The 19,248-nt window shown below is 70.2% G+C and carries 19 protein-coding genes; 15 read left to right on the top strand and 4 right to left on the bottom strand.

Annotated elements, in window-relative coordinates:
- Nucleotides 1–20: 20 nt before the first annotated feature.
- Nucleotides 21–770, top strand: coding sequence for a M48 family metallopeptidase (locus ACFY1U_RS40630; RefSeq protein ID WP_390699059.1), 750 nt, complete (start codon nucleotides 21–23; stop codon nucleotides 768–770).
- A gap of 54 nt (nucleotides 771–824) precedes the next feature.
- Here ACFY1U_RS40630 and ACFY1U_RS40625 read toward each other — a convergent pair whose 3' ends face one another.
- On the bottom strand, nucleotides 825–1,157 hold the full coding sequence (locus ACFY1U_RS40625) for a hypothetical protein (protein ID WP_390699058.1): 333 nt from the start codon (nucleotides 1,155–1,157) through the stop codon (nucleotides 825–827).
- Between the two features lie 47 nt (nucleotides 1,158–1,204).
- On the opposite strand from ACFY1U_RS40625, the gene ACFY1U_RS40620 reads away from it, so the two are divergent.
- Complete coding sequence (locus ACFY1U_RS40620) at nucleotides 1,205–1,351, top strand: hypothetical protein (protein ID WP_390699057.1); 147 nt, start codon at nucleotides 1,205–1,207, stop codon at nucleotides 1,349–1,351.
- Nucleotides 1,352–1,634: 283 nt separating this feature from the next.
- Here ACFY1U_RS40620 and ACFY1U_RS40615 read toward each other — a convergent pair whose 3' ends face one another.
- Both ACFY1U_RS40615 and ACFY1U_RS40610 read right to left on the bottom strand, forming a co-directional pair.
- The gene (locus ACFY1U_RS40615) at nucleotides 1,635–2,408 is read right to left on the bottom strand and encodes an alpha/beta fold hydrolase (protein ID WP_390699056.1); all 774 of its coding nucleotides are present in this window, start codon (nucleotides 2,406–2,408) and stop codon (nucleotides 1,635–1,637) included.
- Nucleotides 2,409–2,467: 59 nt separating this feature from the next.
- Entirely contained in the window at nucleotides 2,468–2,791 is a 324-nt protein-coding gene (locus ACFY1U_RS40610) for a DUF427 domain-containing protein (protein ID WP_390699055.1), read from the bottom strand.
- Nucleotides 2,792–2,841: 50 nt separating this feature from the next.
- Here ACFY1U_RS40610 and ACFY1U_RS40605 point away from each other — a divergent pair, with 50 nt between their 5' ends.
- The 10 genes from ACFY1U_RS40605 (at nucleotide 2,842) to gatB (ending at nucleotide 14,482) form a co-directional block, all read left to right on the top strand.
- Nucleotides 2,842–3,381 (top strand): TIGR00730 family Rossman fold protein, encoded by a 540-nt coding sequence (locus ACFY1U_RS40605; RefSeq protein WP_390699054.1) that lies wholly within the window; start codon nucleotides 2,842–2,844, stop codon nucleotides 3,379–3,381.
- Between the two features lie 63 nt (nucleotides 3,382–3,444).
- Nucleotides 3,445–4,143 carry an SDR family oxidoreductase gene (locus ACFY1U_RS40600; RefSeq protein WP_390699053.1) on the top strand — a complete coding sequence of 233 codons (699 nt, stop codon included), beginning with the start codon at nucleotides 3,445–3,447 and terminating at the stop codon, nucleotides 4,141–4,143.
- Nucleotides 4,144–4,305: 162 nt separating this feature from the next.
- Nucleotides 4,306–5,307, top strand: coding sequence for a methionine synthase (locus ACFY1U_RS40595; RefSeq protein ID WP_390699052.1), 1,002 nt, complete (start codon nucleotides 4,306–4,308; stop codon nucleotides 5,305–5,307).
- A gap of 15 nt (nucleotides 5,308–5,322) precedes the next feature.
- Nucleotides 5,323–7,515, top strand: a complete 2,193-nt coding sequence (gene ligA, locus ACFY1U_RS40590) for an NAD-dependent DNA ligase LigA (RefSeq protein WP_390699051.1) — start codon at nucleotides 5,323–5,325, stop codon at nucleotides 7,513–7,515.
- Nucleotides 7,516–7,774: 259 nt separating this feature from the next.
- The gene (locus ACFY1U_RS40585) at nucleotides 7,775–10,021 is read left to right on the top strand and encodes a putative bifunctional diguanylate cyclase/phosphodiesterase (protein ID WP_390699050.1); all 2,247 of its coding nucleotides are present in this window, start codon (nucleotides 7,775–7,777) and stop codon (nucleotides 10,019–10,021) included.
- Nucleotides 10,022–10,131: 110 nt separating this feature from the next.
- Nucleotides 10,132–10,623, top strand: a complete 492-nt coding sequence (locus ACFY1U_RS40580; protein ID WP_390699049.1) for a cupin domain-containing protein — start codon at nucleotides 10,132–10,134, stop codon at nucleotides 10,621–10,623.
- Between the two features lie 285 nt (nucleotides 10,624–10,908).
- Nucleotides 10,909–11,205 (top strand): Asp-tRNA(Asn)/Glu-tRNA(Gln) amidotransferase subunit GatC, encoded by a 297-nt coding sequence (gene gatC, locus ACFY1U_RS40575; RefSeq protein WP_030851400.1) that lies wholly within the window; start codon nucleotides 10,909–10,911, stop codon nucleotides 11,203–11,205.
- A 5-nt stretch (nucleotides 11,206–11,210) separates the two neighbouring features.
- Nucleotides 11,211–12,713, top strand: coding sequence for an Asp-tRNA(Asn)/Glu-tRNA(Gln) amidotransferase subunit GatA (gene gatA, locus ACFY1U_RS40570; RefSeq protein WP_390699048.1), 1,503 nt, complete (start codon nucleotides 11,211–11,213; stop codon nucleotides 12,711–12,713).
- Nucleotides 12,710–12,952 carry a hypothetical protein gene (locus tag ACFY1U_RS40565; protein ID WP_389079147.1) on the top strand — a complete coding sequence of 81 codons (243 nt, stop codon included), beginning with the start codon at nucleotides 12,710–12,712 and terminating at the stop codon, nucleotides 12,950–12,952. Before gatA ends, ACFY1U_RS40565 begins: the two co-directional genes overlap by 4 nt.
- A gap of 15 nt (nucleotides 12,953–12,967) precedes the next feature.
- Entirely contained in the window at nucleotides 12,968–14,482 is a 1,515-nt protein-coding gene (gatB, locus tag ACFY1U_RS40560) for an Asp-tRNA(Asn)/Glu-tRNA(Gln) amidotransferase subunit GatB (RefSeq protein WP_390699047.1), read from the top strand.
- 56 nt (nucleotides 14,483–14,538) lie between these two features.
- Here the strand turns inward: gatB and ACFY1U_RS40555 are convergent, their stop codons facing one another.
- The gene (locus tag ACFY1U_RS40555; protein WP_390699046.1) at nucleotides 14,539–15,342 is read right to left on the bottom strand and encodes an SAM-dependent methyltransferase; all 804 of its coding nucleotides are present in this window, start codon (nucleotides 15,340–15,342) and stop codon (nucleotides 14,539–14,541) included.
- A 353-nt stretch (nucleotides 15,343–15,695) separates the two neighbouring features.
- Here ACFY1U_RS40555 and ACFY1U_RS40550 point away from each other — a divergent pair, with 353 nt between their 5' ends.
- The 3 genes from ACFY1U_RS40550 to ACFY1U_RS40540 all read left to right on the top strand — a co-directional run bounded on the left by ACFY1U_RS40550 (nucleotide 15,696) and on the right by ACFY1U_RS40540 (nucleotide 19,154).
- Complete coding sequence (locus ACFY1U_RS40550; RefSeq protein WP_390699045.1) at nucleotides 15,696–17,966, top strand: MMPL family transporter; 2,271 nt, start codon at nucleotides 15,696–15,698, stop codon at nucleotides 17,964–17,966.
- Nucleotides 17,944–18,516, top strand: coding sequence for a GNAT family N-acetyltransferase (locus ACFY1U_RS40545; RefSeq protein ID WP_390699044.1), 573 nt, complete (start codon nucleotides 17,944–17,946; stop codon nucleotides 18,514–18,516). Before ACFY1U_RS40550 ends, ACFY1U_RS40545 begins: the two co-directional genes overlap by 23 nt.
- A gap of 80 nt (nucleotides 18,517–18,596) precedes the next feature.
- Nucleotides 18,597–19,154: a hypothetical protein gene (locus ACFY1U_RS40540; protein WP_390699043.1), complete on the top strand. Its 558-nt coding sequence runs from the start codon at nucleotides 18,597–18,599 to the stop codon at nucleotides 19,152–19,154.
- Nucleotides 19,155–19,248 lie beyond the last annotated feature (94 nt).

Genomic DNA, 19,248 nt, shown 5'->3' with positions numbered 1-19,248 from the left:
CGAAATGGTAGAAGTGGCCGGTGAGTCATTCCGTCCAGCAGGCCATCGCCGCCCTTTCGCTCCCTCCGGAGTGGCGGTGGCATGTGGACGTGCGGCGCCGGCGCTCGACGCTCGGGATCGAGGTCGCACCGGACGGCCGGGTGCTGTTCGCCGTGCCCGCGGACGCCGACCCGACGGACGTGGCCCTGGCCGTGCGCAAGCGTCTGCCACGCCTCGCGGAGGAGGTCAGACGGCGCGGCGAGAGGCCACCCGAGCCGGTCAAGGAACTGGTCAGCGGCAGCAGCTTCGCGTATCTGGGCCGCCGTTACCGGCTGAGGCTGATCCCGGTGGAGGATGGGCGACGAGTGCGGCTGTACGGCGGATGGCTCGAACTGCCCGACTACGCAAGCCCTGAAAAGAGCGTTCAGGCCATCGCCGCCTGGTACACCGAGCGAGGCACCGCGTGGATGCGTGCAAGACTGCCCTCTCTGCAGTCCCGCGTGGGTGTGACGCCGAAGGCGATCGAGGTCAGGGCGCTGCCGGACCACTGGGGCAGCTGCGGGCCCGACGGTGTGGTCACGCTCCACTGGGCGGTCATGCAGTTGCCGCCACCATTGCTCGATTTCGTGCTGGTGCACGAGCTGTGCCATCTCAAGGTGCCCGGGCACGGCCCCGCGTTCCGGAGGGAGATGCGGCTGGTGCTCCAGGACGCCGACCATCGTGAGAGGTGGTTTGCGGTGGACGAGCCGATGTTGTGGCGCGGGCAGGTCCGGCCACGCATTGGCCGATGACGGCCGACGCGGGGCTTACGTGCCTACTTGTGTGACTTCCCTGCTTGGCTTTGGCTAGCGGTTGCTCTGCGGCGCCCAGAGCTCGAACCGGCTGCTGCCCCCGGCCGTTGCGTAAGGCACCGCCCCGATGAGGCTGTGGTCGGTCGAGTGGACGAGCGCGTCGCGCACGGTCTTGCTCCAGCCTGCCGGGTTGCCCCGGTCGAGCACGATCAGCGTGAAGTGCCGCTCGGCGACGGCGTCTTGAAGCCCGCAGCCCCGGTGGTGTGCCGTCCGGAGCGGCTCGTGCAGTCGATCGTGCAGGTCGTGTTTCCACTGGCGGTACGAGGTGTCCCGGCCCAGCGCGTGGACCGGCACCTCGGAGGTGTCGGCCAGGTATCGGCCGTGCATGCTCAGGTAGGGCCATACGGCAGCGACCAGGCCTCTGGAGTCGGGCCATGCGTACGTTGTCGTACGCCTGCGACATGCCGCTGGAGAACAGCACCATGCCCAGCAAGATCGCCCACTGCGGGTACTTGAAGTGCGTGCCCATCAGCCGGGTGACGCCGACCCCGGCGAGCGATGCCGAGAAGAACAGCCCGTAGTCGAAGTGCTTGTGCAGCGAGACGTCGGTGTGCAGATGCAGCTGGAAGGCGGGCGTGACCAGAGCCGTGCTGACCAGCAGGAGACCGAGTGCAGCCCACCAGCGGGCCCCCGGCAGCGCCCCGCGCCGGTCCGGCATCTCGCTCATCCGGCCGCTGCGGACGAACCTGAGCGCCCCCAGGAGGGCCACCGCGACCGCCAGGTCGCCCCACCGGGGGCAGTGCCCCGGTGGGTTTTCGGCTTCATCAAGTCTTGAGGTGGGAGCCCGCCCATTTAGGTCCCCGTCTAGAGGAACTCCGCCAGTACCGGCGCGAGGACGTTCGGATCCACCATGTGGGTCTGTCCATCCAGGATCCGATACGTTCCCTGGGGTGCGGTTTCGGCCACGGCCCGGGCGGCCTCGCGCATCCAGGCGGGGCTCACGCTGCCGGCAAGGGACAGAACGGGCACATCGATCCCGGCCAGCCGGTCCCGCGGCACCAGACCGTCCCCCATCACGGCGTTGTCGTACGCAAGGCTCGGCGCGATCGCCTCCATGCCGGACCACATGGGGGAGTTGCGGGCGCCCTGGATCATCTCCTCGGCCAGCCCGGTGAGCCTGAGGAACAGCTCGACCGCGTCCCCGCGCCGGCCCTGCCCGAGCGCCTCCTCGAGCCGCTCGGTGTACTCGGCGCGCTCCTTCGCGCCGCCCTCGTACACGGCGAACGGCACCTCGTACACGGCGACCCGACGGACCGGCAGCCCGCTCGCGGCCGCCTCCAGGACCAGCGCGCCGCCCGACGAGATGCCGTACAGCGAGGCCTCGCCGCCCGCCGCGTCGATGAGCGCGGCGAGATCCTCGACCTCGCGGGCCACCGCGTACGGCAGGGTGTCGCCGCTCTCGCCGCGGCCCCGGCGGTCGTAGGAGACGACGCTGAATCGGCCGGCGAGCGGCCCGGCGAGGGGTGCCACCGTGGCGCCCGTCGACATCGCTCCGCTGACCAGGATGACCGCCGGCCCCTGTCCGGTGCGCTGATAGGCGAGAGAGGTGCCGTCGTGCGAAATGGTCTTCTTGTCCATGCCTGTGGAGACTGCCCCAAGGCGGGGAAATAATCGCCCTTACGCGCTGAAGACCTCGCTCACGACACCTCGACTTCGTAGAAGCAGAGGTGGTCCTTGATCTGGGCGACCTCGGGCTTCGGCTCGGGATAGGACCACACCAGGTCCGCCGCGTCCGGCAGCGACCAGTAGCTCGCGGTGCCCTTGAACGGGCAGTAGGTGTGGGTGTCGGACGGGGTCAGCAGCTCGAACCGTACGTCCTCGGCGGGCAGGTAGTACCGCGGCGGACAGCCCGTCTCCCTGAGGACGAGGGCCCGTCCGCTCTCCGCCAGGACCTGCTCGCCGTGCACCACGCGCACGTGCCGGTCACTCTGCTCGATGGTGATCGTGTGTCCTTCGGCCATACCGGAAAAGCACTCGCGGGGGCGCCTTTGTTCCCGCGTACGGTGAGGGCATGCGAATCTGCGTCTTCCTCTCCGCCGCCGACCTCGACGACCGCTACACGCGCCCCGCGCGCGAGTTCGCGAAGCTGCTGGGCAAGGGCGGTCACACTCTGGTGTGGGGCGGTTCGGACGTCGGCCTGATGAAGGTGGTCGCCGACGGAGTGCAGGAGGCCGGAGGACGGCTGTGCGGGGTCTCCGTGGACTTCCTGGCGGCCAAGGCGCGGCAGGGTGCGGACGAGATGGTGATCGCCCGTGACCTGGCCGAGCGGAAGAAGCTGCTCCTGGAGAAGTCCGACGCGGTGGTGGTCATGGTCGGCGGGACGGGAACCCTGGACGAAGCCACCGAGATCCTGGAGCTGAAGAAGCACGGCCACACCGACAAGCCGGTGGTCCTGCTCAACACGGCGGGCTTCTACGACGGTCTCAAGGAGCAGTTCCGGCGCATGGAGGACGAGGGGTTCCTGCCCCGGCCCCTCACCGACCTGGTGTTCTTCGCGGAGGAGCCCGTGGGTGCGCTGGCGTATCTGGAGGAGAGCCAGGGCGTCGAGTGAGGCGCGCATGATGCGGGCTGCGGGACGGGGCGGGGCGTTGCGCGGATGCCCGCGGGTGCGAGCATGGCGGGCATGGCTACCCATGTGATCACCGGAGCGGGCTCCGGCATCGGCGCGGCCGTCGCCCGCCGCCTCCACGCGCGCGGGGACGAACTCGTCCTGCACGCGCGCGACGCGGGCCGCGCGAAGGAGCTCGCGGCGGAGTTTCCCGGCGCGAGGACGCTCGTCGGCGACCTGGCCGACCCGGACAAGCTGTCCTGGGCCTTCTCGCACCAGACGCTGCCGGACCGCGTGGACTCCCTGCTCCACATCGCGGGTGTGGTCGACCTCGGGCCGGTCGGCGAGCTGACGCCCAAGTCCTGGCGCCACCAGCTCAATGTCAACCTGATCGCCCCGGCCGAGCTGACCCGGCACTTCCTGCCCCAACTGCGCGCCGCCCGCGGGCACGTGGTCTTCGTCAACTCCGGGGCGGGCCTGAACGCCCATGCCGACTGGTCCGCCTACGCGGCCTCCAAACACGGCCTGAAGGCACTGGCGGACTCGCTGCGGCACGAGGAGCACGGCAACGGCGTCCGGGTCACGTCGGTCTATCCCGGCCGTACGGCCAGCCCCATGCAGGCGAAGGTCCATCAGCAGGAGGGCAAGGAGTACGACGCGTCGAAGTGGATCGACCCCGAGTCGGTCGCGACGACGATCCTGCTGGCGGTGGACCTGCCGCGGGACGCGGAGGTCAACGACCTGACGGTGCGGCCGGGGCGCTGAGGGACGTTTTCGCCCGCGCTCTTTCGCCGGCCGGGGCTTGATCTTTCAGCCCGTCCCGCGTTTGAGGACGAGGCCGTTCAGGCCGAAGCGGGGGTCTGGGGGCGGCAGCCCCCCGGGACGGGACGGGTAGGGGCGGCGGGGGCGGAAACATAGGCTTCTCGTGTGAACGCAGACCTTTCCTTCGGCCCCGCCACCGGCATCGGATCCATGCCCGGCGGCGACGCCCGCGAGGCGGCCAAGACCGTCACCGGGACCTTCGAGGACTTCCCCTTCCTGCCCGAGCTCCCGGCCCGCGGCCCCGGCGCCGACATGATCGGCAGAACCGCGGGAATGCTCGTCGAGCTGTACGCGCGCGTGGAACCCAGCGGCTGGCGGATCGGGGACCGTCCTGGACGGGACACCAAGCGGGCCAGGTCATGGCTCGGCGAGGACCTCGATGCGATCGAGGAGTTCACGCAGGGGTACGAGGGCCCGCTCAAGGTGCAGGCCGTCGGCCCCTGGACCCTCGCCGCCGCCCTGGAACTGAAGAACGGCGAGGCGGCCCTCTCCGACCCGGGCGCCTGCCGCGACCTCGCCGCGTCACTCACCGAGGGAATCCGCCTGCACCTCGCCGAGGTGCAGCGCCGCATCCCAGGCGCCCGCCTCGTCCTCCAGCTCGACGAACCCTCCCTCACCGCCGTCCTGCGCGGCCGGGTGAAGACCGCCAGCGGCTACCGCACCCACCGCGCCGTCGACCGCCAGCTCGTCGAGGCCACCCTCCGCGACGTCCTCGGGGTTCACGGCGACGGCCCCGCCGTGGTCCACTCCTGCGCACCGGACGTCCCGTTCGCCCTCCTGCGAAGGGCGGGCGCGACGGCGGTCTCCTTCGACTTCTCGCTCCTCACCGAGCGTGACGACGACACGATCGGAGAGGCGGTGGAAGCGGGTACCCGGCTCTTCGCAGGTGTCGTACCGGGCACGGACGGCCCATTGTCAGACCCTGCCGGTAGCGTCATGGGTGTCAGGACGCTGTGGCGCAGGCTGGGGCTGCAACCGGGACTTCTCGCGGAAGCGGTCACCCTCACGCCGACGTGCGGACTCGCGGGGGCCTCCCCGGACTACGCGCGCAAGGCCCTCGCCCACTGCGTCCGGGCGGCGAGATCCCTCGCGGACAACCCAGAGTAACGGGAGGACAACACGGTGGCCGGCGACAAGCAAGCGGAGACGACGGTGCCCGCCGAGGCACGGGAGAAGCACGCGAAGCTCGCTGAGCAGATCGAGGAGCACCGCTTCCGGTACTACGTGAAGGACGCTCCGGTCATCAGCGACGCGGAGTTCGACAAGCTCCTGCGCTCCCTGGAGGCGCTGGAGGAGGAGTACTCCGAGCTGCGCACTCCGGACTCCCCGACCCAGAAGGTCGCAGGGGCGTACGAGACGGAGTTCACCTCCGTCGAGCACCGCTCCCGCATGCTCTCCCTGGACAACGCCTTCAGCGACGAGGAGCTGGCCGCCTGGGCCGAGCGCGTCGCCAGGGACGTCGGCGGCCCGGGCTACCACCTCCTGTGCGAACTCAAGGTCGACGGCCTCGCCGTCAACCTCACCTACGAGCGGGGCCGCCTCACCCGCGCGGCGACCCGCGGCGACGGCCGCACGGGCGAGGACATCACTCCCAATGTCCGTACGATCGCGGAGATTCCGGACAGGCTGGGCGGTGACCGCGTCCCCGACCTCGTGGAGATCCGCGGCGAGGTCTACTTCCCGATGGAGAAGTTCGAGGAGCTCAACGCCCGTCTGGTGGAGGCCGGCGACAAGCCCTTCGCCAACCCGCGCAACGCGGCGGCCGGTTCACTGCGCCAGAAGGACCCCCGCGTCACCGCCACCCGCCCGCTCCACATGGTCGTCCACGGCATCGGCGCCCTGGAGGGCTTCGAGGGCCTCACCCGCCTCTCCCAGGCCTACGACCTCCTCAAGACCTGGGGCCTGCCCACCTCCCGGCACAACAAGGTGGTCGACGACCTCGACGGCGTACGGGAGTTCATCGCCTACTACGGCGAGAACCGCCACTCCGTGGAGCACGAGATCGACGGAGTCGTCGTCAAGCTGGACGAGATCCCGCTCCAGGGACGTCTCGGCTCCACCTCCCGCGCCCCGCGCTGGGCGATCGCGTACAAGTACGCGCCGGAGGAGGTCAACACCAAGCTCATCAACATCCGCGTGGGCGTCGGCCGCACGGGCCGGGTCACTCCGTACGCCCAGGTCGAACCGGTCACGGTGGCCGGCTCCGAGGTCGAGTTCGCCACCCTGCACAACCAGGACGTGGTCAAGTCCAAGGGCGTCCTCATCGGCGACACCGTGGTGCTGCGCAAGGCCGGTGACGTCATCCCGGAGATCCTCGGCCCGGTCGTCGACCTGCGCGACGGCAGCGAGCGCGAGTTCGTGATGCCGGCCGAGTGCCCCGAGTGCGGTACGGCGCTTCGGCCGATGAAGGAGGGCGACGTCGACCTGCGCTGCCCCAACGCCCGCACCTGCCCGGCCCAGTTGCGTGAGCGGCTGTTCTATCTGGCGGGCCGCAAGGCGCTGGACATCGAGCACTTCGGCTATGTCGCCGCGGCCGCGCTCACCAAGCCGCTGGAGCCGAAGGACCCGCCCCTCGTGGACGAGGGCGACCTCTTCGACCTCGCCATCGAGCAGCTGCTGCCCATCAAGGCGTACGTCCTGGACCAGGACAGCGGCCTGCCCAAGCGCGACCCGAAGACCGGCGAGGAGAAGGTCGCCACGGTCTTCGCCAACCAGCAGGGCGAGCCGAAGAAGAACGCGGTTGCCATGCTGGAGAACATCGCCGCGGCCAAGGAGCGCCCGCTCGCGCGCATCCTCACGGGCCTGTCGATCCGTCACGTCGGCCCGGTCGCCGCCGAGGCGCTGGCCCGTGAGTTCCGCTCGATCGAGCGCATCGAGCAGGCCACCGAGGAGGAGCTGGCGAACACCGACGGCGTCGGCGGAATCATCGCCGCCTCCCTCAAGGAGTGGTTCGCCGAGGAGTGGCACCAGGAGATCCTCCGCAAGTGGCGCGCCGCGGGGGTGCGCATGGAGGAGGAGATCTCGGGCGAGGACGAGGGCCCGCGCCCGCTCGAAGGTCTGACCGTCGTGGTCACCGGCACTCTCGAGCACTTCACCCGCGACGGAGCGAAGGAGGCGCTGCAGAGCCGCGGAGCGAAAGTGACCGGTTCTGTTTCGAAGAAGACATCCTTCGTTGTGGTAGGTGACAATCCTGGGTCGAAATATGACAAGGCGATGCAGGTCAAAGTGCCAGTTCTGAACGAGGAGGGCTTCAACGTCCTGCTGGAACAGGGACCGGACGCGGCGGCCGAAGTTGCGCTTCCCGCAGCGGAATAGCGATTGAAGACCACCCGATCGGCGCATACCAGATGCATACGGGTGGCCGGGGTGCATTCGGGCAACCGTCTACGACCGCTGCCCGTGGAAGCCTTCTGCGGCCTACTGTTGAGGTGTGCACCTGCCGTGCCCAGCTGCGGTTGGGGCATCCCCTTGCTCATGACGAGCAAGGGGAAGGGTTTTCCAACGCGGCGCCGTTGATGGATGTCGGGCAACGGGCCGCGTGGCGTGGGCACCGCCGGCTGTGAGAGGGACGGGAATGGAACCGACCGAGAGCGCCGCCCCTGACTCACGGCTGCGCCTGCGCCGGGTCACCGGCGCATGGCGGGCGAGCCGGTGGGCCGGGCGGCCGTCGGAGCGTCCGGGTGCGGAGGGGCGCGCCACCGGACAGTACACCGTGTCGGACGGGCGCGCCCCGCACCTCACCGCCGACCACCCTCCCGGACTGCCGGACCCCGAACACGAACGGCACATGTCCTGGCCGGCGCTGCCCGCGGCGGTCGTCGCGGCGGCGGCCTTCGTCCTCGGCGCCGGCTTCTACCGCGGCTTCACCGGGACCCACGCGCTCTTCCCGGCCGGCACCGTCGGCTGGTCCTTCGCCGTGCTGACCGGGATCATCGTCGGCCACCTGGTCATGCTCGGCCGCTCCCGCTGGTGGGGCGGCACCGGCTCGGGCGCCGCCCTCACCCTCGCCGTCCTGATGCTGTACGGCTGGGTGCCCGCCGGCATGGTCAGCCTCACCGTGGTCGTGCTGGTCGGCATAGCCCGGCGCAACCGCTGGCGCCAGGGCGTGCTGCACGGCTCGGTGGACATCCTCGGCATCGGAGCCGGAGCCCTGGTGCTGGGCGCCTTCGGCCGTGTGCCGTCCGTGGAGAAACCCTGGAACCCCGACACCTGGACCCTCTACACGGCGCCCGAGGTGATGCTGGTCGCCGTCGGGTACCTCCTGGTCACCCGCACCCTCCTCTGGTATCTGCACGCCCCGCGCCTCGGCGGGCTGCCCACCGTCGCCCGCACCGCCCTGGCCAGACAGGGCCTGGTCGCGGTCGCGCTGCTCGGCATCGCCCCGCTGGTCTGCGTGGTCGCCGACGCCCAGCCGGTGCTGCTGCCGCTGTTCGCCATCCCGCTGATCGCCCTCGACTCCACCCTGTGGATAGCCCGCGCCCGGGCCGAGGAGCAGCTGCGCGACCCCCTGACCGGGCTGCCCAACCGGCAGTGGCTCCTTGAGCGCATCTGGACCGCGCTGGACGACGCCGAACGCATCGGTGCCCGCGCCGCCCTGATGCTGATCGACCTGGACCGCTTCCGCTCGGTCAACGACACCCTGGGGCATCTCGCCGGTGACCGGCTGCTCCTGCAGATAGCCGACCGGCTGCGCCTGGCGCTCCCGCGAGGAGCGGAGGCCGCGCGGCTCGGCGGTGACGAGTTCGCCGTCTTACTGCCGGTCGCCGACTCCACGACCTCGGCGACCCGGGTCGCCCGGGGCCTCGTCGCCGCGCTCAGCTCCCCGCTCGACCTTGACGGGCTCACCCTCGTCCTGGAGGCCAGCGCGGGGGTCGCCGTCTTCCCGGACCACGCGCTGGACGCGGAGGGGCTGCTGCGGCGGGCGGACGTGGCGATGTACCAGGCGAAGCGGGACCGTACGGGCGTCGAGGTGTACGAGTCCAAGCGGGACTCGAACACACCGGACCGGCTGGGCCTGCTGGGCGATCTGCGCCGGGCGCTGGACGCGCAGGAGGTGCAGCTGCACTACCAGCCCAAGGTCCGCTTCGACGGACAGGTCGCGGGCCTGGAGGCCCTGGTCCGGTGGGTGCACCCCGAGCGCGGGAAGGTGCCGCCGGACGAGTTCATAGCGATCGCCGAGTCCTCGGGGCTGATGCCCCATCTCACGGAGTACGTCCTGGAGACGGCGCTGGCGCAGGTGGCCCGGTGGCGGGCCCAGGGCCTGCATGTGCCGGTCGCGGTCAACGTCTCCCCGCGTGACGTCCACACCCCCGGTTTCGCGGGCTCCGTCGCCGCCCGGCTGGCCCGGCACGGAGTCCCGGCGGGAGCGCTCCAACTGGAGATAACGGAACACGTCCTGCTCGAGGACCCGCAGCGCGCCGCCGACACACTGGCCGGCCTCACCGGACACGGCGTGAAGATGTCCCTGGACGACTTCGGAACCGGTTACTCCTCCCTGGTGCATCTACGGCGGCTTCCGGTGAGCGAGCTGAAGATCGACCGCTCCTTCGTGGCCCGCCTCGCCGTCGACGCGGAGGACGCGGAGATCGTCCGCTGCACCGTCGACCTCGCCCATTCCCTCGGTCTGCTGGTCGTCGCGGAGGGCGTCGAGGACGACGAGACCTGGGAGCGGCTGCGCGACCTCGGTTGCGACGCCGTACAGGGCTGGCTGGTCGCGGCCGCGATGCCGCCGGAGGAGACGACGGCGTGGCTGCGGGCGCGCGGGTCGCGGGGCTGGCAGCGGCCTCGAGCGGCCCTGCCGGCCGCGGCGACCGACGAGTAGCACTCCCACCGGCCCACCGGCCCACCCGTGCGGGCCGGCGGTGCGCTGTGCTGCTCTGCCCGGTTTGATCAGGTCCGTGGCCCGTACCGTCGTCACAAGGGGATTCAGGAATGTCGCTGTTCGTGCCGAAGTTCGATGAGTCCGTGATCGTCCGCGAGGCCGAGGCCGAGGTGGTCCGATTTGCTCCCACCACCATCAGGCTGCTGGCCGACAGCAGTTCGACGGGCGGGGCGCTCTCCACCCAGCGCGTCACCCTCACCGACGGCGCGGACGGCGCCAAACCGCACTGGCACGACAACTCCGCCGAGATGTTCTTCCTGCTCGACGGCGCCGCTGAGATCCTCTCCGGCGAGGACGTCCTCACCGCAGGACCGGGGGACCTCGTCGTCGTCCCGCCGGGCAAGCCGCATGCCTTCGCCGCCGTGCCCGGTGCCGACGCCGACCTCCTCATCGTCCTGACGCCCGGCGTCGAACGCTTCGAGTACTTCCGCCACCTCCAGCGCATCGCCCTCGGTGACGTCACCCCCGAAAGCCTGCTGGAAGTACAGGAGCTGTATGACAACCACTTCATGAAGAGCGAGGCCTGGGAGGGGCGCCGCTGACTGCCGCCGGCCCCTTGGGTGTGGGGTCGGGGAAACCGTTTCACGGTCAGCGGCCCCCGCCCCATAGGATTGGGGCTAGTCGTCACATTCCCGCCTGCCTCGCGACGCCTGGCACGCACGCTCGCCGCGTTGCCGAATCGTCCACGTGGCTCCGCCACGAGGACGCTCCGGCGCCTTGCGATCGCACGCACCAGACGCCGCGAGGCCCGCCCTTCGGGCGGACGACGGGAATGTGACGACTAGCCCCGGCCCAAACCACACACACTCACCCCAGAGGAACGCTGCATGCCTGGCATCACGCGCGAGGAGGTCGCCCACCTCGCCCGGCTGGCGCGTCTGGAGCTGAAGCCCGAAGAACTCGAACACTTCGCAGGCCAGCTGGACGACATCATCGGCGCGGTGGCTCGCGTCAGCGAGGTCGCCGACCAAGACGTACCGCCGACCTCGCACCCGCTCCCGCTGACGAACGTCATGCGCAAGGACGAGGTCCGTCCCTCGCTCACCCCCGAGCAGGCGCTCTCCGGCGCCCCGGCCCAGGAGCAGCAGCGTTTCAAGGTGCCGCAGATCCTGGGGGAGGACTAACCGCCATGACGGAACACGTCAACATCATCAAGCTCACGGCCGCCGAGACCGCCGCGAAGATCGCCTCCGGCGAGCTCACGGCCGTCCAGGTCACCGAGGCCCATCTGGCCCGTATCGAGGCCGTCGACGAGAAGGTGCACGCCTTCCTGCACGTCGACCGCGAGGGCGCGCTGGCCCAGGCCCGTGCCGTCGACGAGAAGCGGGAGCGGGGCGAGAAGCTCGGCCCGCTCGCCGGTGTGCCGCTCGCGCTCAAGGACATCTTCACCACCGAGGGCATCCCGACGACCGTCGGCTCGAAGATCCTCGAGGGCTGGATCCCGCCGTACGACGCGACCCTCACCAAGAAGCTGAAGGCCGCCGACGTCGTCATCCTCGGCAAGACCAACATGGACGAGTTCGCCATGGGGTCGTCGACGGAGAACAGCGCCTTCGGGCCGACCGGCAACCCGTGGGACCTCACCCGCATCCCCGGTGGCTCCGGCGGCGGTTCCTCCGCCGCGCTCGCCTCCTTCCAGGCGCCCCTCGCCATCGGCACCGACACCGGCGGCTCCATCCGCCAGCCGGCCGCCGTCACCGGCACGGTGGGCGTGAAGCCGACGTACGGTGCCGTGTCCCGGTACGGCATGGTCGCCTTCTCCTCCTCCCTCGACCAGGGCGGGCCCTGCGCCCGTACGGTCCTGGACGCGGCGCTGCTGCACGAGGTGATCGCCGGGCACGACCCGCTCGACTCGACGTCCATCGACGCGCCCGTCCCGCCGGTCGTCGAGGCCGCCCGCAACGGCAGCGTCCAGGGCCTGCGCGTCGGCGTCGTCAAGCAGTTCCGCGGCGAGGGCTACCAGGCCGGCGTCATCCAGCGGTTCGACGAGTCCGTCGCGCTGCTGAAGGAACTGGGCGCCGAGATCGTCGAGCTGGACTGCCCGAGCTTCGACCTCGCGCTGTCGGCGTACTACCTGATCGCGCCGAGCGAGTGTTCCTCGAACCTCGCCCGTTTCGACGGCCTGCGCTACGGCCTGCGGACCGGCGACGACGGCACGCACTCCGCCGAGGAGGTCACCTCCCTCACCCGTGAGGCGGGCTTCGGCCCCGAGGTGAAGCGCCGCATCATGCTCGGCACGTACGCCCTGTCGAGCGGCTACTACGACGCCTACTACGGCTCCGCCCAGAAGGTCCGCACGCTCATCACGCGCGACTTCGAGAAGGCCTTCGAGCAGGTCGACGTCATCGTCTCGCCGACGACCCCGACCACCGCCTTCCCGATCGGCGAGCGCGCCGACGACCCGATGGCGATGTACCTCGCCGACCTGTGCACCATCCCCACGAACCTCGCGGGCAACGCGGCCATGTCGCTGCCCTGCGGTCTGGCCCCGGAGGACAACCTCCCGGTCGGTCTGCAGATCATCGCCCCCGCGCTGAAGGACGACCGTCTTTACAAGGTCGGCGCAGCCGTCGAGGCCGCCTTCGTGGAAAGGTGGGGGCACCCGCTCCTCGAGGAGGCTCCGTCGCTGTGACCAAGACACTGACCAAGGCCAAGGACTTCAAGAAGTCCAAGTCCGGTACGTACGTGTCCATCGCCACCACCGCCTTCGGCGCGTTCGGTGTCGCCAAGCGGATCAAGAAGGCACGTTCCGAGCAGGACACGCTGCGGCTGATCGACGCGACCGTGGCCGCCGTCGGGATCGTCACCGGTCTCGCCGTCCTGTACCGCGAGCTGAAGCGGCTGGGCGACGACGACGTCCTGCTGGGCTGAGAGGGAAGTTTCACCGTGACCACCACGACCGACCTGGAGTCGTACGAGGACGCGCTGGCGTCGTACGACCCCGTCATGGGCCTCGAGGTCCATGTCGAACTCGGCACCAAGACCAAGATGTTCTGCGGCTGTTCGACCGAACTCGGTCAGGACGCCAACACGCAGACCTGCCCCACCTGCCTCGGCCTGCCCGGCTCGCTCCCGGTCGTCAACGCGACCGGCGTCGAGTCCGCGATCAAGATCGGTCTCGCGCTGAACTGCGAGATCGCCGAGTGGTGCCGCTTCGCCCGGAAGAACTACTTCTATCCGGACATGCCGAAGAACTTCCAGACCTCCCAGTACGACGAGCCGATCGCCTTCAACGGCTACCTCGACGTACAGCTGGAGGACGGCGAGACCTTCCGTGTGGAGATCGAGCGCGCCCACATGGAGGAGGACACCGGCAAGTCGACCCACGTGGGCGGCGCGACCGGCCGTATCCATGGCGCCTCGCACTCGCTGCTCGACTACAACCGGGCCGGCATCCCGCTCATCGAGATCGTCACCAAGCCGATCGTCGGCGCGGGCGACCGTGCCCCCGAGGTGGCGAAGGCGTACGTCCGTGAGCTGCGCGAGGTCATCAAGGCGCTCGGCGTGTCGGAAGCCCGCATGGAAATGGGGCAGATGCGCTGTGACGTGAACCTCTCGCTGATGCCCAAGGGCAGCGAGAAGTTCGGCACGCGCTCCGAGACGAAGAACGTCAACTCGCTGCGGTCCGTGGAGCGCGCGGCCCGTTTCGAGATCCAGCGGCACGCGGCCGTGCTGAACAGCGGCGGCACGATCATCCAGGAGACCCGCCACTTCCACGAGGACACCGGGTCGACGACCTCGGGCCGGGTCAAGGAAGAGGCCGAGGACTACCGGTACTTCCCCGAGCCGGACCTGGTGCCGGTGGCCCCCTCGCGCGAGTGGGTGGAGGAGATCCGGGCGGCGCTCCCCGAGCTGCCGCTGGCCCGCCGCACCCGGCTGCTCGCCGAGTGGGGCATCTCCGCCACCGACATGCAGGCGATCCTCAACGCCGGTGCGCTGGACCCGATCGTCGCCACGATCGACGCCGGTGCCGACGCGGCCTCCGCCCGCAAGTGGTGGATGGGCGAACTGGCGCGCAGCGCCAACGAGTCGGGCACCTCGCTCGACGAGCTGGCGATCACGCCGGAGCAGGTCGCCCGGGTCACCGCGCTGGTCAACTCCGGTGATCTGAACGACAAGCTGGCCCGCCAGGTCATCGAGGGCGTTCTCGCGGGCGAGGGCACCCCGGACGAGGTCGTCGACAAGCGCGGTCTGAAGGTCGTCTCCGACGACTCGGCGCTGGGTACGGCGGTCGACGAGGCCATCGCCGGCAACCCGGGCATCGCCGACAAGATCCGCGGCGGCAAGGTGGCCGCGGCCGGCGCCCTGGTCGGCGCGGTCATGAAGGCGACCCGCGGTCAGGCCGACGCGGCCCGCGTCAAGGAGCTGATCCTGCAGAAGCTGGGCGTCAGCGAGGGCTGAGCACGCGACTCGGGGGCTGCGCCGGCGTACCGGTGCAGCCCCCGAGGCATGTCACCTCACAGCCGGCGTGCCACGATCCGCGCGAAGCCGAGCAGATGCCCGACGTCGGCGTGCATGAGGTCCACGGACCAGCGCGCCATGTTCGCCATGAACTCGCTGGGGCTCTCCTCGGCGCACACCTCGCTCCACAGCAGCCAGTCGCGCCAGCCGTCCTCGAGCCAGTCGGCCGTCTCGACCTCCACGGCCCTGCTGCGGGTCCACAGCCGGCGCCACCACTCGGGGGTGTGGAACGCCCAGAAACCGGGGTCCTTCTCCCAGTACTCCTTGAGGTGCTCCGGCGGCTCGTCGCCCTCCGGTTCCCGCCGGAGTGCCGGTACGACGATCCCGATCCGGCCGCCCGGCTTCAACAGCCGGGTCAGCGTGGGCAGATACAGGTCGTCGGTGCCGAAGTACTGGTACGCGTCGACGGACACGATCGCGTCGAACGTGCCCTGGCCGAACGGCAGGTCGTGTGCCTCGGCGTACACGGGCAGCACGCGGTCGGCGACGCCGGCCTCGGCGATGCGTACGGCGTTCTCGTCGGGCTTCACCCACAGGTCGGCCGCGGTGACCTGGACGTCGTACTCCCTGGCGAGGAAGACGGAGGTCATCGCGCGGCCGCAGCCGAGGTCGAGGACGCGGGCGCCGGGGCGCAGTTCCTCCAGGCCGAGCGCGGGGGCCAGCCACTCCAGCAGCCACAGTGCGTGCGGGCCCATCTGGTTCTCGACGGTCCAGCGGGCGTCGTAGCGGTTGCTGCGGGACCAGCGGGGGTGGGTGAGGCGGTCAGTCAGGTCGTCGTTCGTGGTCCTGGTGTCGGACATCGGTGAACGGGCTCCTTGTGATCTTCGTAGGGGAAGTCGATGCGCAGGAGCTCGGTCGGACCTTCAAACAATGCACCCTCTTCGGTCGTCGGCGAGGAGCCGGGGACGGTCGACGGGCGGAAGCTAGCAGCCCTCGTGGACACCACGCACCTGGTTTCCATGAGGTGACAGAGTTCTCGTTACTGTCCTGTGATCTGGCTCCCACTCGCGTGAATAACTCCATGATTGGCATAAACGATCACTTCTGCCTGTAAGAGTGTTCTTCGCATTGCTCATGCGTTCTTTGCGGGCTGTTCATCTTGTGAACGACTGTTCCCGGTCAAAGATCCACAAATCCACCTGGGAGCACGTTCGTGGCAGCCCTTGCACGCTGGTGTGTTCGGCACCGCCTGGTCGCGGTACTGCTGTGGCTCCTCGCCTTCGGCGGGGTGAGTGCGGCTGCCGCCGTCACGGGCTCGGCGTACTCGAACGACTACGAGGCTCCCGGCACCGAGTCCGGCCGGGCCATGCGACTGCTGCAGGACGGCTTCCCCGGGTTCGGCGGCGACAGCGACACCGTTGTCTGGCACACCACCTCCGGCACGGTCCGCGCCGCCGACGTCGAACAGACGATGACCGAGACCCTGGACAAGATCGCGGACCTGCCGGGCATCGCGTCCGTCGCCGGTCCCTACGACGGCCAGGGCGCGGGCCGGATCAGCGCCGACGGGCACACCGCGTACGCCACGATCACCTTCGACGACCGGGCCGAGGACATCAAGAAACCCGAGGCCGAGGCCGTCGTACGCACGGCCGAGGCGGCCCGGGCCGACGGTCTCCAGGTGGAGCTGGGCGGCAGCGCCATCGGGCTCACCGAGTCCGCGGGCGGACACCTGGCCGAGGTGGTCGGCGTGGTCGTCGCCGCCGCCGTCCTGTTCCTCGCCTTCGGCTCGCTCGCCGCCTCGATGCTGCCCATCGCGACCGCGCTGGTGAGCGTCGGGACCGCGTACGGCGCGATCGTGCTGCTCGGGCACGCCATGACCGTCGCCGACTTCGCGCCCATGCTCGGCATGCTGATCGGGCTCGGCGTAGGCATCGACTACGCGCTGTTCATCGTCACCAGACACCGGCGCGGACTCAAACGCGGGCTGTCCGTCACCGAGGCGGTCACGGGCGCGGTGGCGACCACGGGACGCGCCGTGGTCTTCGCGGGTGCCACGGTGTGCATCGCCCTGCTGGGAATGCTGATCCTCAGGCTGAGCTTCCTCAACGGCGTCGCGATCGCCGCCTGTCTGACGGTCGTCCTGACGGTCGCGGCCTCCGTCACCCTGCTGCCCGCCCTGCTGTCCTTCATCGGCCCGCGCGCCCTGAGCCGGCGCGAGCGGCGCCACCTGGACGAGCACGGCCCGCAGCCCGAGCTGCCGACCGGCTTCGCCCACCGCTGGTCGGCGTTCGTGGAACGCCACCCCAAGGTGCTCGGCATCGTCGCGCTGGTCGTCATGACCGTCCTCGCGCTGCCCACGCTCTCCCTCCACCTGGGCACCTCCGACCAGGGCAACGACCCTAAGAGGTCCACCACCCGGCAGGCCTACGACCTCCTCGCTGGGGGCACCTCCCGCGCGGAGCGTGGGGGAGGTTTCGGCCCCGGCGTGAACGGCCCGCTGACCGTGGTGACGCGCGTCGACGGCGCCGAGGACAAGCTGGCCCTCGACAACCTCGACGCCACCATCCGCACCACCGAGGGTGTCGCGTCGGTGACTCCGGTGACCTACAACACCGGCGGCGACACCGCGTACTTCACGATCGTCCCCGAGTCGGCACCCCAGTCGCAGAAGACCAGCGACCTGGTCGACCGGCTGCGCACCGAGGTGCTGCCGCGCGCCGAGACCGGCACCTCGCTCGACCTGCACGTCGGCGGTGTGACGGCGAGCTACGACGACTTCGCCGCCGTCATCGTCGGCAAGCTGCCCCTGTTCGTGGGCGTCGTCATCGGCCTCGGCTGTCTGCTCCTGCTGCTCGCCTTCCGGTCCGTCGGCATCCCGGTGAAGGCCGCCGCGATGAACGTCGCTGCCGTCGCCGCCGCCTTCGGAGTCGTCGTCGCGATCTTCCAGTGGGGCTGGGGGAGCGAGCTGCTGGGCCTCGGCCGCGCGGGTCCCATCGAGCCCTTCCTCCCCGTGATCATGGTGTCCGTCCTCTTCGGGCTCTCCATGGACTACCAGGTCTTCCTGGTCAGCCGGATGTACGAGGAGTGGCTGGAGACCGGCGACAACCGGCGCGCCGTCCGTGTCGGCCTCGCCGAGACCAGCCGGGTGATCAACTCCGCCGCGGTCATCATGATCTCGGTCTTCCTCGCCTTCGTCCTCAGCGGCGACCGGGTGATCGCCATGTTCGGCATCGCGCTCGCCTCCGCCGTCGCCCTCGACGCCTTCGTACTGCGCACCCTGCTGGTGCCGGCCCTCATGCACCTGCTCGGCGGCGCCAACTGGTGGCTGCCCCGCTGGCTCGACCAGCGCCTGCCCCGCATCAGCATCGAACCCCCCGAGGCCCGCGCGGCCCATGAGAGGCTGGCCGCGGCGACGGACGCCGAGGTGGCGGACGTACTGGCGAAGGGGCAGGACGAGGATGTACGCGATACCTCTGGGTGACGGCGCCGAACTGCGTCCCCTGGAGCCCTGGCACGCCGAGGAGTTCCTGGCGCATCTGGAGCGCGGACGGGACTTCATCGGGCAGTTCATCGCCTTCGGCTCCCAGGCCGTCGACGTGCCCTCCGCGCGGGAGACGCTCCAGCGCTACGCCGACATGCGCGCCGCCGACACCGGCTCGTACCACGGCATCTGGCTGGACGGAAAGCTCGTGGGCGGCGTGCTCACGCTCAACTTCGACGCGCAGACCGGCAACGCCGAGGTCGGCTGCTGGCTGGAGCCCGCGGCGACGGGCCGCGGACTGATCACCCGGGCGATGCGGGTGCTCATCGACTGGGCGGTCGAGGAGCGCGGCATCCACCGCGTCGAATGGGTCGCCGCCTCGGGGAACGTACCCAGCCTGAACGTCGCCCGGCGCCTCGGAATGACCCGCGACGGTGTACGGCGCCAGGCGCACCCCTATGGTGGGGTGCGGCACGACCTCGAGGTGTGGTCGATCCTCGCCCCGGAGTGGCGCGCAGCACGCGCGCGTGCCGCACACAACGATCAGTGACAATCCGTAAGCAGAGGCCTCCGCGATCGCCTCGACGATCATTAAGAGACTTCTCAGACAGCGTCCGTACGGTGCGAGGTATGGGAACCACCAAGACTGATGACCAGGCCGGCACGACCGAGTCCGCCGAAGTGAAGCCCGACGAGCAGACGGTGGACACCACCGCAGCCGAGGAGACCCCCGAGGAGGCGACCGTCGAGGCGGACCTTGTCGAGAGCGACGGCGGCGACCGGGAGCCCTCCGGCGTCGGCCAGGGCGCCGGGGCCGTCGTCTCCGCCGCGCTCGGTGTCGTCTCGCTGACCGGCAGCTGGGTCGGCACCATCGCCTCCGCGCGCCAGCAGCTCGTCGGGCAGATGCACGCACAGACCGCGCAGTCCTCCAATGTCGCCAAGCTCCTCAAGGAGGGCTACGGCGACGCCTGGAAGGCCACCGCGTTCTGGGGCGGCGCGTTCGCGCTCCTCGCGCTGATCGTCGGCGTCGTGGTGCTCGCCCGGCCCGCGTTCGGTGCCCCCGGCAAGCCGCAGCCGGTCTGGATCAAGTCGGTCGCCTGGGGCGGTGTCGCGCTCGGCGTCATCGGCCTGCTGCTGGCCGTCCTGAAGTACACCGACCTCCTGCTCGGCCTGCCGTCGACCGGCTGAACCACCACCGCATCACCGCAGGTCCTGAGGGGTCTTAGGGCATCCGTGAGCACCTTACGGAGTTCCTGAGGCCCCTCACGCACATCTAAGGCCC

Origin of the sequence: Streptomyces sp. NPDC001351 (assembly GCF_042896045.1) — a bacterium.
In the GTDB taxonomy this organism is placed as follows: Bacteria; Actinomycetota; Actinomycetes; order Streptomycetales; family Streptomycetaceae; genus Streptomyces.
The sequence above is the reverse complement of the archived record's forward strand: the minus strand, read 5'-3'. Positions and strand labels throughout refer to the sequence as shown.